At 37.0% G+C, this 12,227-nt stretch carries 15 protein-coding genes and 7 tRNA genes; all 22 read right to left on the reverse strand.

Annotation, left to right across the window (positions count from 1 at the left end; translation table 11 throughout):
• Positions 1 to 134: 134 nt before the first annotated feature.
• The 22 genes from ACQCPR_RS17255 to acpS all read right to left on the reverse strand — a co-directional run bounded on the left by ACQCPR_RS17255 (position 135) and on the right by acpS (position 12,198).
• A tRNA-Gly gene (locus ACQCPR_RS17255) sits at positions 135 to 208 on the reverse strand.
• Between the two features lie 28 nt (positions 209 to 236).
• Positions 237 to 323, reverse strand: a tRNA-Leu gene (locus tag ACQCPR_RS17260).
• A 64-nt stretch (positions 324 to 387) separates the two neighbouring features.
• Positions 388 to 460, reverse strand: a tRNA-Lys gene (locus ACQCPR_RS17265).
• A 5-nt stretch (positions 461 to 465) separates the two neighbouring features.
• Positions 466 to 540: transfer RNA gene (locus ACQCPR_RS17270), tRNA-Gln, on the reverse strand.
• A gap of 3 nt (positions 541 to 543) precedes the next feature.
• A tRNA-Asp gene (locus tag ACQCPR_RS17275) sits at positions 544 to 619 on the reverse strand.
• A 28-nt stretch (positions 620 to 647) separates the two neighbouring features.
• Positions 648 to 719 (reverse strand) — tRNA-Glu (locus tag ACQCPR_RS17280).
• A 4-nt stretch (positions 720 to 723) separates the two neighbouring features.
• Positions 724 to 798 (reverse strand) — tRNA-Asn (locus ACQCPR_RS17285).
• A gap of 80 nt (positions 799 to 878) precedes the next feature.
• Entirely contained in the window at positions 879 to 1,349 is a 471-nt protein-coding gene (locus tag ACQCPR_RS17290) for a SprT family protein (protein ID WP_427137665.1), read from the reverse strand.
• Between the two features lie 63 nt (positions 1,350 to 1,412).
• Positions 1,413 to 3,578 (reverse strand): Tex family protein, encoded by a 2,166-nt coding sequence (locus ACQCPR_RS17295; RefSeq protein ID WP_427137666.1) that lies wholly within the window; start codon positions 3,576 to 3,578, stop codon positions 1,413 to 1,415.
• Between the two features lie 85 nt (positions 3,579 to 3,663).
• Entirely contained in the window at positions 3,664 to 4,260 is a 597-nt protein-coding gene (locus tag ACQCPR_RS17300) for a PP2C family serine/threonine-protein phosphatase (protein WP_090566518.1), read from the reverse strand.
• Entirely contained in the window at positions 4,257 to 5,042 is a 786-nt protein-coding gene (gene sigB / locus ACQCPR_RS17305) for an RNA polymerase sigma factor SigB (RefSeq protein WP_427137667.1), read from the reverse strand. Before sigB ends, ACQCPR_RS17300 begins: the two co-directional genes overlap by 4 nt.
• The gene (rsbW, locus tag ACQCPR_RS17310) at positions 5,020 to 5,490 is read right to left on the reverse strand and encodes an anti-sigma B factor RsbW (RefSeq protein WP_090566512.1); all 471 of its coding nucleotides are present in this window, start codon (positions 5,488 to 5,490) and stop codon (positions 5,020 to 5,022) included. The genes sigB and rsbW overlap by 23 nt, the downstream gene beginning before the upstream one ends.
• Complete coding sequence (locus ACQCPR_RS17315; protein WP_090566509.1) at positions 5,477 to 5,824, reverse strand: anti-sigma factor antagonist; 348 nt, start codon at positions 5,822 to 5,824, stop codon at positions 5,477 to 5,479. The genes rsbW and ACQCPR_RS17315 overlap by 14 nt, the downstream gene beginning before the upstream one ends.
• A 67-nt stretch (positions 5,825 to 5,891) precedes the next feature.
• Entirely contained in the window at positions 5,892 to 6,890 is a 999-nt protein-coding gene (locus ACQCPR_RS17320; RefSeq protein ID WP_090566505.1) for a PP2C family protein-serine/threonine phosphatase, read from the reverse strand.
• 15 nt (positions 6,891 to 6,905) lie between these two features.
• The gene (locus ACQCPR_RS17325; RefSeq protein ID WP_090566502.1) at positions 6,906 to 7,307 is read right to left on the reverse strand and encodes an anti-sigma regulatory factor; all 402 of its coding nucleotides are present in this window, start codon (positions 7,305 to 7,307) and stop codon (positions 6,906 to 6,908) included.
• Between the two features lie 6 nt (positions 7,308 to 7,313).
• Positions 7,314 to 7,676 (reverse strand): STAS domain-containing protein, encoded by a 363-nt coding sequence (locus tag ACQCPR_RS17330; protein WP_090566499.1) that lies wholly within the window; start codon positions 7,674 to 7,676, stop codon positions 7,314 to 7,316.
• On the reverse strand, positions 7,676 to 8,500 hold the full coding sequence (locus tag ACQCPR_RS17335; protein WP_090566496.1) for an STAS domain-containing protein: 825 nt from the start codon (positions 8,498 to 8,500) through the stop codon (positions 7,676 to 7,678). The genes ACQCPR_RS17330 and ACQCPR_RS17335 overlap by 1 nt, the downstream gene beginning before the upstream one ends.
• Before the next feature lie 314 nt (positions 8,501 to 8,814).
• Positions 8,815 to 9,165, reverse strand: coding sequence for a type II toxin-antitoxin system PemK/MazF family toxin (locus tag ACQCPR_RS17340; protein ID WP_090566493.1), 351 nt, complete (start codon positions 9,163 to 9,165; stop codon positions 8,815 to 8,817).
• 4 nt (positions 9,166 to 9,169) lie between these two features.
• Positions 9,170 to 9,451, reverse strand: a complete 282-nt coding sequence (locus ACQCPR_RS17345; protein ID WP_241597902.1) for a transcriptional regulator — start codon at positions 9,449 to 9,451, stop codon at positions 9,170 to 9,172.
• Positions 9,452 to 9,584: 133 nt separating this feature from the next.
• Entirely contained in the window at positions 9,585 to 10,691 is a 1,107-nt protein-coding gene (gene alr / locus ACQCPR_RS17350) for an alanine racemase (RefSeq protein WP_427137668.1), read from the reverse strand.
• 66 nt (positions 10,692 to 10,757) lie between these two features.
• Positions 10,758 to 11,786, reverse strand: a complete 1,029-nt coding sequence (locus ACQCPR_RS17355; protein WP_090566482.1) for a LolA family protein — start codon at positions 11,784 to 11,786, stop codon at positions 10,758 to 10,760.
• Between the two features lie 58 nt (positions 11,787 to 11,844).
• Positions 11,845 to 12,198, reverse strand: a complete 354-nt coding sequence (gene acpS / locus ACQCPR_RS17360; RefSeq protein WP_427137669.1) for a holo-ACP synthase — start codon at positions 12,196 to 12,198, stop codon at positions 11,845 to 11,847.
• Positions 12,199 to 12,227 lie beyond the last annotated feature (29 nt).

Here is a 12,227-nt window from a genome sequence, read left to right on the forward strand (position 1 = left end):
GTTTTGCTGGCATCATCATTAAATGATGTCAAAATTGTTTTGCTATCAGACTAACAATGTTAGTTGATAAGCTGTATGTCTTAACGTTTTGCATGTTCAGTTTTCAATGTTCAATATTCTATGGTATTAAATAATGGAGCGGGTGAAGAGAATCGAACTCTCATCATCAGCTTGGAAGGCTGAGGTTTTACCACTAAACTACACCCGCATTAAATTATGTTAAACTGTTATTTGACTGGTGCGGCCGAGAGGACTTGAACCTCCACGGGGTTATCCCCCACTAGGCCCTCAACCTAGCGCGTCTGCCGTTCCGCCACGACCGCTTAGTAATTAATAGGACAAGGTTGATTATACTCTCTTACACCTTAAATGTCAATAACAATTTGATGAGCCATGTAGGATTCGAACCTACGACCCTCTGATTAAAAGTCAGATGCTCTACCAACTGAGCTAATGGCTCAAAAATGGCTGGGGTACCTGGATTCGAACCAGGGCATGATGGAATCAAAATCCATTGCCTTACCGCTTGGCTATACCCCAACATGGCGGTCCCGACCGGGATCGAACCGGCGATCTCCTGCGTGACAGGCAGGCATGTTAACCGCTACACCACGGGACCGTTGAAAATATTAAATAATAAATGGTAATGACCCCTACGGGATTCGAACCCGTGTTACCGCCGTGAAAGGGCGGTGTCTTAACCGCTTGACCAAGGGGCCATAATGGCTCCGAAGGTAGGACTCGAACCTACGACCGATCGATTAACAGTCGATTGCTCTACCACTGAGCTACTTCGGAATAATTTTTGTCGTTTTGTTTTACTCGACTTTTTCTATTATAGAGAGGGTTTTGCAAAACGTCAACTACTTTTCGAAAATTTATTTCAGATTCTCAAAATAAACTAACACTAAATCTCCGTAACACTTGCCACAACGGTATTTCTTCGTGTTTAAACGAATTTTTCGATTATAGGAAATGGAGCATTTTGCACATTTATACGTATACCTTTTTGTAGCCTTCCTTCCTTTTCCCTCTACTAGCGTAGAACAAAATCTAGGTGAATTTGTTGCTTTGAGTAGCTCACGAAAGTCAGCATCCCGATGTTGATATCCTTTTCCTTCTATATGTAAATGATAATGACAAAGCTCATGTTTGATAACGCCAATCAATTCATCCATTCCATATTTTTCAAATACTAACGGATTTACTTCTATATTATGCGACCTCAACATATACCTTCCACCAGTAGTTCTAAGCCTTTTATTAAAATACGCTTGATGTTTAAAGCCTTTCCCAAAAGCTTCTTTTGATACACGGCATACAAGTTCATACAAATTTTCATCTGTCATATTAATCACCCCTATTTGAAAAGAGGTTGTCCAATGACATATCTCATTGGACACCTCTATAAGTTACACTTGCTGTTCTGGAGGAAGCATTGTTAATGCAATTCTTCCTTTATTGGCATCAAACTGTTCAACCCATACAGTCACTATATCTCCTAGCGAAACAACATCTAAGGGATGTTTGACAAACCCTTTTTTAAGTTTAGAAATATGGACTAAACCATCCTGTTTAACACCGATATCTACAAATGCACCAAAATCAACTACATTTCTCACGGTACCTTGTAATTCCATCCCTGTTTTTAAGTCTTCTAATTTGAGTACATCTTTTTTCAAGATTGGCTGCGGAAATGCTTCACGAGGATCACGAGCTGGCTTGATCAATGTATCTACTATATCTTTTAGTGTGATTTCACCTATTTCTAATTCTTTACTAACTGTTTCTATTGAAATTTTCTTTAGTGCCTCTTCTGCTTCTATTGTCCCTATCTGTGTCTTCTTAAGACCGGCAATTTCTAGCACTTGCTCTGCTCCTTTATAGCTTTCAGGGTGAATGCCCGTTGCATCAAATGGATTTTTCGCATCTGGTACGCGTAAAAATCCAATTGCTTGTTCATATGTTTTGGCCCCAAGGCGTGGAATTTTCTTTAGCTGCGCTCTAGAAGTAAACCTACCCTGCTCATTTCTCATATTCACAACGTTTTCTGCCACTGTTTTCGAAAGTCCTGAAACGTATTGTAATAGCGATGCTGATGCTGTATTTACATTTACACCTACTTGGTTAACTGCAGTTTCTACTATAAAGGATAGGGAATCCGATAATTTCTTTTGTGAAACATCATGCTGGTATTGTCCTACTCCTACTGCTTTTGGATCTATTTTCACTAGTTCTGCCAGAGGGTCCTGTAGTCTTCTTGCAATGGATACTGCGCTACGTTGTTCTACTTGTAGATCTGGAAACTCGTTGCGCGCAGTTTCAGAAGCTGAGTACACACTGGCACCTGCTTCATTCACTATTACATAAGCTACTTCCCCCTCAGCTTCTTTCAAACAATCCACGATAAATTGCTCTGTTTCACGAGAGGCTGTTCCATTTCCAATGGCAATCAAAGAAATAGGGTAGCTCTTTAAGTAACCAAGCACTTTATTCCTCGAGCCTTCCACATCCATTTTTGGTGCATGTGGATAAATAGCAGAGACCTCTAAAAGTTTTCCTGTATCATCTACAACCGCTAGCTTACATCCTGTACGATAAGCTGGATCGACACCCAGAATTACTTTTCCTTTTAATGGTGGTTGTAATAGTAAATTACGCAGATTTTCAGAGAAAATATGAATAGCCTGTGTTTCTGCTTTTTCAGTAAGCTCTGCTCGAATTTCTCTCTCTACTGAAGGCTGAATTAGTCGCTTATAAGAATCTTCTACCGCCAACTCAATCTGTTCCACTGCATCACTAGATGAAGATTTAATCCACTGTGCTTTCATTACATTAGTTGTTTTTTCCATTGGAATCTGAAGAGCTACTTTTAAGATATCCTCTTTTTCTCCTCGGTTTAACGCTAATATACGATGAGGAACAATCTTTTTCACAGGTTCTTCATACTCATAATACATCTCAAATACGTTTTTTTCGTCTAGCTCTGCTTTTTTTACAGATGCAACAATCTTACCATCTGTACGGGTAATATTCCGAATTTGCTCTCGTATTTTGGCATCATCTGCGAATTGCTCTGCCAAAATGTCCCTAGCTCCTAGTAAAGCGTCATCCACAGATAAGACTTCTAATTCTTCATTAAGAAAGTCTTCTGCTAATATAGCAACGGATTCCTTAGGGAAAGTCATTATTAGAGTAGCTAGAGGTTCCAAACCTTTTTCTTTTGCAATGGTAGCTTTCGTTCTGCGTTTTTGCTTATAAGGACGATATAAATCTTCTACTCGCTGAAGTACTGTCGCATTATTAATAGAAGTTGTTAACTCTTCGGTCAATTTACCTTGCTCATCAATTAAGCGAAGGATTTCTTCTTTTCTTTGTTCTAACTGTTGTATGTAGTTATAACGATCTTCGACTGCTTTAATTTGAACTTCATCTAAAGATCCTGTTTGTTCTTTTCTATATCGGGCAATGAAGGGAACCGTATTTCCCTCTTCTAGTAATTTTATAACCTGTTCCGCTTGCGATAATTTAACACCCGTATCTTTTGAAACAAGATGGAGCATTTTTTTTATTTCCAAAACAAACACGTCCTTTCTATATGGTACTCATTTTACCATATCTGGCGCCATCTAGAAAAAGACAAACAAAAAAGCTTACTCAATATTAGAGTAAGCTTCCAACTATAAATGTAGAGTCGTCGCCATGTTCGATTTCTTTAAAGACTGTTTCATAGAGACATCGAGCATTCGCTGCAACTTTAATAGTTGATTTTGGACTATTCATCACAACACCATCCGAGTGCAACATAAACAAGTCATTTTTTTCACAAGCGTATGTTTGCGTATTAATCCTTTGTTTTCTCCCCGATAAGTAACCCATTACTGGTAAAGGATAAATCATTTTATCTGTAGCCCGATTGTACATATAAAACTTCACATTCCCTACACAGCTGTAAGAAATAGTTTGGCTTTTATAATCTATTTTTACTAGCGCAACTGCTGCACCTCGTTTTTGAATCATTAAATCATTGCAGCGTAATAATAATTCATCTAACGTTTCGTCTTTATATTGCTCTAAAATTTCTGGGATAATATCAGCAGACTCTTTAGCTACCGGTCCATTTCCCAATCCATCTGCTATAGCACAAAGCATAAAATCGTCTGTCTTTGTAATATAATAAGTATCTCCAGATTCTAAATTTCCACTTTTGGCTTCTTGGTATACAAATAGGTCTACTTTGTCATCTGAAAAATCTATCATTTCACTACTCCACCTGACGATAAAATGGCCTCTTGTAATTTCTTTATAGCTTTGCGTTGAATTCTAGACACGTGCATTTGGGATATATTGAGACGATCTCCCGTTTCTTTTTGACTCAGCTGCTCCATATATGTAAGTTGAATTATTTCTTTCTCTCGTCCAGACAAAACATTAAGTGCATTAGCTACAAGTAAACGTTGATCAGTTTTCTCATACTCACTATCTGTTTTACCAATTACATCAAACAGCGTAATCGTACTACCATCTGAATCCGATTCAAGTGAATGATCCATAGATAGTGCTTGATAACTTTTACCCATTTCCATAGCTTCTAGTACATCTTCCACTTCTACCCCAAGGAAATCAGCTATTTCTGGGATAATAGGTGAGCGCTGAAATTCCACTGTTAGTGTTTCAACTGCTGCTCTAATACGTGGTCCTAGTTCTTTTATTCTTCTTGGAACATGAATAGCCCAAGTTTTATCTCTCAAAAAGCGTTTAATCTCACCGATAATTGTCGGAATTGCAAAAGCTTCGAAGTTTTTACCGAAAGATGGATCATATCTTCGGATTGCTCCAAGCAGACCAAGCATACCTACCTGCGCAATATCCTCATGATGCGATTTACCATTAGAATATTTTCGAGCAATAGATTCAACCAACCTAGTATAATTTAGTACTAAATTTGTTTGAGCCTCTTCACTTTCGGTCTCTTGATATTCTTTGATCCATTCCAATATTTTCTCTTTCGATTCTTTATTAGGAAGGGACGTGTTCGACATTTTCATCCACCTGCTCTACTCCGACATGTTTCGTCATAAATACAGTAACACCTTCTTGGTGATGGACTTTAACTTCATCCATTAACGTCTCTATTAAATATAAACCAAGACCGCCTTCTCTTAAAAAGGATACCTCTTCCAATTCATGGTATGGTCCTACTTTTGCTTTTGTTTCTTCAAAATTAAAGCTTTTCCCATGATCCGCTACCATTATCTCCATTTTTTCCTCGTATAATGCGCAGCCAATGACCACTTCGCCTTCCTCATTATCCGCATATGCATGCTGTACAGCATTTGTAATGGCTTCACTTGCAGCAATTTTCAAGTCTTCTATATCGTCATACGTAAACCCAATGCGATTTGCCAAACCAGAAATTGTGAGTCGGGCAACGCTAACGTACTGAGGTTTCGCAGGCACCCGGATTTCCACATAATCAAACGGTTTCATCTATTTTCACCTCTTTATCTGTAGCCTGGATATCCATAATCTCCACTAGACCAGTTATATCGAATAAACGTTTCAATCTAGATGAAAGTCCCGTTAACTCCAAATGCCCATTTGCAGCAGTTACACTTTTATAAAAACCGACAAAAACACCTAGCCCTGTACTATCCATATATGAAACGTCCGTTAAATTCAACTCAACATGTATTTTTTCTAGTAAGGTTATGTCTGAAAGTTTCTCTCTAAGGATCGGTGCTGTAAAAGCATCAATCTCTCCACCAATAAATCCTTTAATGTGTAACTCATCTAATGTATTTAGTTCAACTGAAATATTCATTTACTATTCCCCCGTTTTCGCTATATTTAGTCTGTATACCACCAACTAGCTTTTGATAAACCTTAAATTACTTCTTTTTGAAAATAACGAGTGTAAAGTCATCTCGTTGTTCAAACTCCTGTAATTCCTCCAGCTTATGAAACACATATTCCACCATATCTTGGGCGGACTGATCTCTTACGCTTTCGATAATATCCATCACGGTATTTTGGTCAATGAATCCATCTTTTGAACGACATTCAGTTACACCGTCGGTCATCATAACGATAAAATCATCTTTTTCTAAGGAAATAGAGTGTTGTTCATATTTAACATTGGAAATAACCCCTAATAATAATCCCTTTGCTTGTAATTCTGAAAAGCTATTAGATTCAGCGCAATAAAATAAAGGCGGTTCATGTCCAGCAGATGCATATGTAAATAAACTTTTAGAAGTGTCATAGGTCCCATAAAACATTGATATAAACATCGAATCACTTACACTTTTCTCAACAATTCTATTAATGACGTCTAGTACAATGGTAGGTTCAGTTTCTGCTCCATTCAAACTATCCATCCCATACTTAATCATGGACATGCATAGAGCAGCAGGAATTCCTTTTCCGATCACATCAGCAACAGCTATACCTACGGTTGTATCATCATGGAGAAAATGCGTATAATCACCATTCATTTCTTTTGCAGGAACAGAGATCATCCCGATATCCAAATCAAGCATATCTGGAACCTTCGTTTTCAACAAGGTTTGCTGAACATTGGCTGCAAGCTCCATTTCCATTCTAAAGTTTTCCTGCTTTTGAATTAACGCTTCATGTTCTTTTAATGCTAGTCCATATCTAATCATCACTTCTATTAATAAATCAAAAGAATGCCAAACATCATTAGGTAGTTCAGGCAAAATCTCTTCTAAAGAAGCTTTATGTATACTTATAACTTCTTCTGGAGAAATGTTCTTTTGAATAAGTTGTCTACTGATATTTTGGCCCTCATACAAATTATGCTCTGTTTGTCTCAGCGTATATTGTTCCAAAATTTCTTTGTATTGTCTCTTAAACTCTTGAGGCATACTTTAACTTACCTCCTATCTTAGCAACTTAGATGCGCTAATTGTAGTACCTTCCCCTATTACAGTTTCTATCTTAAAATCATCCATTAGTCGCTTTACACCTGGTAGACCGGCACCTAGTCCGCCTGATGTTGTATAGCCATCTTCCATAACTTTACGAACATCTACAATTCCTGGGCCTTTATCAGATGCAATTACTAATAGACCTCTAAGATTACCTTCTGTAATTTGTCTAATTTCTATCTTACCTTTACCTGCATATAAATATATATTTCGAGCAAGTTCACTAATCGCTGTTGTAATTCTCGCTTGGTCAACTGTACCGAAGCCAACGTCTTTCGCTTCATTTCTTCCAAGTTGCCTTGCAGCAACGATATCCCACTCAGTTATTATATCAACAGAAGACCTTAAATTCATAATGGATTAGTCCTCCAATTCTCGTTCTAATTTTTCCAATCCATTTTCTAAGTCTAGTGCCGTGACTACATTCTCAAGCCTAATGCCTAATTCAATAAGGGTAATAGCTACTGCAGGCTGAATGCCCGTAATCACTACCTTCGCACCCATTAGGCCAGACATGCTTATAACATCGCCCAGTACCTTTGCGATGAATGAATCGATAAAGTCAATCGGCGTTAGATCAAGTACTACTCCTCTTGCAGCTGTTGTATGAAGTTTATCAAGCAAATCTTCCTGAAATGCAAGAGCAGTTTGATCATCTAATTCCCACTGGATAGAAACAATTAAACAATCTCTCAATTTTAAAATAGGTATTCTTGACATCATTATATATCCACCTCTACTATTGCACGATTTGTCATTGCTAGGGCTTGTTCCATCCCTTTTTGTAAAGTGCTTGTTGTTGTGAAATCATTTAAATTTATACCTAGTGTGACAATAGTTTGTGCAATTTCTGGACGGATTCCAACTAGCATACATTTGGCTCCTACTAAACGCACAGCATCAGCCGCTTGAATAATATGATGGGCAACCATCGTATCTACTACAGGAACTCCTGTAATATCTAGTAATACTACTTCTGCTCGATGCTTGACAACTCCCTGTAGCAGGTTTTCCATTATTAGTTTTGCTCGTTCCGTATCAATTGTACCAACTAAAGGCATTACCGAAATTTTTTCAAAAACAGGAATTAATGAAGCAGATAGTTCTTGTAAAGCAATTTTTTGTAAGCTCACTGTTTTTTCCCACACCACAGAATAAGCATCCACAATACTATGGTTTAAAGGCGTAATCCAATTAGTTAATATTTCTCTATGAGATTGGAAACCTTCATCTAAGTACTCCGCTTCGTCCATTTTTTCATAAATTACTTCCGTAAAGTTGGTTAGTGCCTTTAAAACAAAAGAAATAGACCATCCATAACGTACAATTTGAACGGAGAAATCATTTAATTTTGCTGTATATGTCGCTTTTTCTTCCGTTATACTCGAAATCATCAACTCTCCGAATTCACGAACAGTATTATCAACAACTTTATCGGACATAATTTGGAAGAAACGATCATCCTTCTCTTCTTCCATTTTGACTCTCCAGTTTTCTAAAATTTCATCAATATTTTCGTGAATATACGAAGCAATTCTTTTATTCATTGTTTCCCATACATCTCCTTGTTGAATATTAGTAATTATATTGTACAGAATTTCATCTTACTTTACACCTTTTATACATAATTACGTAATCATTAATACTTGTCCACATAAAAAAAAGCAGTTATTCCTTACTGCTATTACAACGTTCTTCTTCGTAAAGCAATTACAATCGGTAATTACTTCCACCACTTATAATCTCACTTTAAAACACAGTTATTCAAACCTTCTATAAATTTACAAACTAACACAAAATTTCTCCCTATTAAAAAACACAATGTGTCTTTGTCGGTTACACATTGTGTTCTTACTATGTATTAAAATTTAACGATACCTAAGCTAATCCCTAAAGCATGATCAACATCTTCCATCACATCTACGTCTAAGTGGGTGATTTTATCCGTGAGTCGAGATTTATCAATTGTTCTTAACTGTTCCAATAAAATAACCGAGTCACGTTCAAAATCGTATTCTTTTGCATTTATCTCTACATGCGTTGGTAACTTAGCTTTTTGAATTTGAGCTGTGATAGCTGCCACAATGACAGTTGGACTAAATCTATTACCGATATCATTTTGTATCACCAAAACGGGTCTGGTTCCACCTTGCTCAGACCCGATTACTGGTGATAAATCCGCAAAAAAAACGTCTCCACGTTTTACGATCAAATTTTCATCCTCCACTTACGAGTCGCTCTGTCGTATGTTGAGCTTCGTATTCTGCATGTAAACACTCCGTACAAATGGATAGATTTATATGAGACATCTCAACATAGCCTTTCATCATCGCTTCTCTTATAAGATTTGCCTGACCATTTTTTACATATTCATTTGCTTGGACACGAACGAAACTTTCTACGCCAGTTAATGATTGTTTTACGGTTTTTACTCCTTCATTAACCAATTGATTTGGAAGCTGAATAATAGCTTCCTTTTTCTTTTTATCACTTACCACAGCAAACACCTCCGACAAAACATTTCCCTATATGACAATATACTTCATCTTACCATTTCTCTAACTGAAATAAAAGACATTACGAGAAATCGTTAGACAAATTATGCATATATTCTTAAATTTTGTCGAAAGTTTATTTGCTATATATCCTAGGAACTCTGTCAGAAAAAGTGCAGCAAACTTCATAAGGGATAGTTTGCAATGCTTCAGCCCATTCTTCTATTAGAATCTCATCATTTCCTTGTTTACCTATTAATACTACTTTTTCACCAATCTTTAATTTTTCATCGAGACGAATCATGCATTGATCCATACAAATTTTCCCGACGATTGGCATTTTCTTTCCTTTTATCAACACTGATTGATTATGTAGTTTTCTTAATAAGCCATCTGCATAACCAATCGGAATTGTTGCAATCCACTCGTCTGATAAAGCTACATAAGAAGCCCCGTAGCCAATGGTTGAGCCCTTCGGAACCTTTTTTATATGGGTAACCTCTGTGTGTACCGTAAGTGCTTTTTCTAACAAAAATGGAAGTTCTCCTTTTACCCAAGGAGACGGTGGTATCCCATACATAGATATACCAAAACGCACAGCATTCCAGTGTTGGTCAGGATATATCAATGCCGCCGCACTATTAGAGGTGTGCACTAAGGCAGGTTTTTGCTCAAATACATTTAATAACTTTTCAAATGTTGAAATTTGTTGTTGGAATAGTGTTTGATCTTGCTCATCTGCGGTTGCAAAATGCGTGAAAACGCCCGTAACATGTAACCAATTTCTTTCTTGAATAAAAGTAAGTGCCTGCTTTAACTCTTTTTCTTCAGTAAAACCAATTCTACCCATACCGCTATCAATCTTTATATGAAGTTTCAAAGGTCTATGGAGATCTCGAGTAGCATTTAGCCACTCATATGAATATGCTGTAAGTGTAATGTTATGTTTGGAAGCCTCTTCTAAGAAAGAGAGCGGAGATGTGCCTAATAAAAGTATATCCGCTTGAATACCAGCTTCCCTTAAGCGCAATGCCTCTTCCGGCGTGGCAACAGCCAGAAGATTAGCTCCTGCTTTTAATGCAGCTTGTGCAACAGCAATATCTCCATGGCCGTATCCATTTGCCTTAACAACAGCTATTACCCCAGTATTTTCCGGAAGTGTTTCCTGGAGTCTTTTTATATTATTTTGTATAGCTTGTAAATTTACTTTTATGAATGTTGGTCGGTAATGCTGTAGCGACATATAGTTCCCTCTTTTAATCAGTTTAAACCGATTATCCTACTAGTGTAATGAAGTAGTCAACCCTAATCACTTTAAACCACCAGTAGTCATTGATGCTGCAACTTCAATCATCTCTTCTTTTGTTAAAGTTGATGAAGCAATAAAGAATGACATTCCATCCTGTTCCCAAGAAAGAGATTGGTCTGTTATGGCACCAATTGCAACCCCTAGGTCAACTGGGTCACCAGGTGAAAATACAGGAATGATAGAAGAATCGCCTTGTACACTTCTATGTTGAATAATTGTAAATTCTTTGTCTCCACTATATGTTAAAATAACTCTCTTTTCTCCGTCCACTTCCATTAATTTTTCATCAATGTTATGAACTTGTTCCCACCCTTTTAACATTGGATAATACGTTTCAAATTCAGTATCATCAATCTCTGCTGATGCCTCTACAGTTTCTTCTGTGTCCTCTGCTTTACCAGTAGGGCTTTGTTCAACCTTATACTCAGCTGCTGCATGTGATTTTCCTAGTGATACTTTATCGAATGTAATATGAATTTGTTCTTCTTTGTTTTCATTTAAGATAGAAACATCCGTTGGTAGTAATGTCTTTTTGTTGATATAAATTTTTTGAAACGGCAGCATGTTTTTGTGGTTATTACTAGTTTTTGTTTCAAAGACATAATTGTCTCCTTCTTCTTTGAAGGTTGCTGTTTTATCATTTTTTATGTCGTTTGCTAGCGATCCGATTAGATACGCTTGGCTATTTTCAGTTGGCCATTTACTTTGGAATTTATACGTTTTGTTCAGTGCTGGTGTTACGACAAATACACCTTCTGTGTTACGAATTATCATTTGTGTATTTTCAGCATTTGTATCCGACACTTCTACTCGGTAAAAATCTGGCTTAGTATGCCAAACTTCCACACCGTACACTCTTGGTTCATCACCTGTTAAAATGCTCATCTCCGCTGTGAGCTCATACCCCTTTGAATCCACCCACTTGTTACTCAGTTTTTTTACAACGTCTTCTTTCGAATCGGCCCCACATGCAGATAGTACTAAGATTGTTAAAAATAAAAATAATAGTTTAGCCACTCGGCTCTTCAATCAGTCCATCCTTTCTATTATCACTGCGTTCATTCATTGTATGTAGATGGACGACCGGTTATGATTGTAGAATTACCTGAGCAGCCGCATAAACTTTTGTATGAGTTATAGAAACAAATCCGTTAACTTCTATTCCCTTAAAGTACAGGATTGGCTTACCGGAAGGTTCTTTAAGAATTTCAATATCTTGAAAACTGCATTCTTTTCCTATTCCAGTTCCTCGAGCTTTAGAAAATGCTTCTTTTGCTGCAAATCTTCCTGCTAAATATTCTATTTGTCTCATCTCTGACAATTCGTGTAATTGAATTCTCTCTTTGTCGGTAAGTATACGCTCTTCAAATTTACGAGTTTTAGCTTGAATTGATTTAATTCTTTCAATTTCAGTTATATCTAATCCAATTCCAATTATCATGAATGTTTCTCCTTTCCAAATATCCTCCT

This window comes from Psychrobacillus psychrodurans (genome assembly GCF_050209195.1).
In the GTDB taxonomy this organism is placed as follows: Bacteria; Bacillota; Bacilli; order Bacillales_A; family Planococcaceae; genus Psychrobacillus; species Psychrobacillus psychrodurans.